Genomic DNA, 1,642 nt, shown 5'->3' on the forward strand with positions numbered 1-1,642 from the left:
CCTCTCTTATTCACCGGGCGACTGCGTGATGGCGTAATCCGGGACGGGGGCGGCAGGCGGAGGCGGCAAGCGCAAGTTGCCCGGTGGCGACTATTCCATCGCGTTTGGCCGAGAGGTTTGCGGGGTTTCTGGACAGGGTGGATCGATCTGCGGCCCGGCCGCGCCGTTCAGGTCGGTGCGGGTTTGAGGGCGCGGGCGATATGCCGGAAGATGTCGGCGTCGGGGCAGGCGCTGGCGAAGGCGATGCGGATGCGGCTGGCGGTTTCGACGACGCGGGCGGCGACCTTGATCAGCCTGAGGCGCAAGGTGGCGAACTCGGCGTTCCTCAGCGCAGCGGTGGCGGGCGCGGCTTGGCGCAGCTTCCACATCAGCCAATACGCGGCGGTGTGGAGGATGAGGCGCATCTGGTTGGCATTGGCCGACCGGCAGGAGGTGCGGTCGCTTTTCAACTGTGCCTTGTGGAGCTTGATGAGATTTTCGGCCTGGCCACGGGCGCAATAGAGCGTGTCGTAGATGTGCTCGGCGCTGCCGTGCTCGATCGAGGTGACGACGAAGCGGATATCGAGGCCCATAGTGCTTGCTTCGATCCGAGCGGCGACCCTGCGTTTGGTCGGCCCCCAGGATTTGGCGGCGTAGCGAGTCTCGGCATAGCGGCGCAGCACGCCCAATCCCTGCAGCGCCCGGTCGGTGGCACAGGCATCGCCGCGATTGACGATGACCGGATCGGCATGGAGTGCCTTGTTGCCGGGCAGGCCGAACACATAGTCGATGCCGTTCGCCTCGCACCACGCCATGATCTCGGGGCGGCCGTAATGGCCATCGCCGCGTAGCGTGATGCGGGTATCGGGCCAGTGGCGGCGGATACGCCGGATCAGGCGGCGGACATGGCCTGCCGTCTCGGCGCCCGACGGGGCTTTGCCGGTGCGCAGCAGCATCGCCACCGGACGGCCGGTCGCGGTGTCATAAACATGGATCGGCAGGAAGCAGCGCTCGCCATAATGGCCGTTCCAGAAGGAGAGCTGCTGGCCGCCATGGACGACATCGACCGTCTCATCGATATCGAGCGTCACCGCCACCGGCGCGGTAGGGTAGCTCGCGCAGTAGAGATCGACGAGCGCGCCTGTCAGCCGCACCAGTTCGCGCGTCGTCGGCGCATTCTCCCAGCGGCTCATCGTTGGCTGGCTTGCCAGGCCGATCACGCCGCCGGGCAGTTTGCCGAGCGCCAGCTTGAACCCGGGATCGTGACGCAGGCTGTCGAGATCATCGGCATCCTCATAGCCGCAGGCGATCGCCAGCATGCGAGCGCGCAGGATGTCGCCGACGTCGTGGACGACACGGCTCTGGTCGCGAGGATCGGCAATGCAGGCGGCAAGCCGTTCCGCGAGGCCGAGCTGTCGCTCCGCCTGCGCCAGCAGCAGCACGCCACCATCGGATGTCAGCCTCCCACCATCAAAGGCGGCGGTCACTTTCTTGCGGCAAATCGCTGGGAATGAAAAACGTGTCGCGCTATCATCTGCCATGGCGGGCGTGGCACTTTCTGTCCGGTGTAGAGGGATGGCCTAAGCACCCGTTCTCTATTCCAGATCAGTAACTTACGCTACGTCCGCCAACCCCATCCCATCCCCCCGGTGAATAAGACGGG

The 1,642-nt window shown here is 65.7% G+C and carries 1 protein-coding gene; it reads right to left on the reverse strand.

Going from position 1 to position 1,642, the window contains the following annotated elements; genetic code table 11:
- Positions 1 to 167: 167 nt before the first annotated feature.
- Complete coding sequence (locus L3X40_RS21755; RefSeq protein WP_237367416.1) at positions 168 to 1,520, reverse strand: IS1380 family transposase; 1,353 nt, start codon at positions 1,518 to 1,520, stop codon at positions 168 to 170.
- Positions 1,521 to 1,642 lie beyond the last annotated feature (122 nt).

It is taken from the genome of Rhizorhapis sp. SPR117 (genome assembly GCF_021742065.1).

Excerpts from the sequence above, each read along its gene's own strand:
- L3X40_RS21755 (WP_237367416.1), bottom strand. The coding sequence starts at position 1,520 with ATGGCAGATGATAGCGCGACACGTTTTTCATTCCCAGCGATTTGCCGC.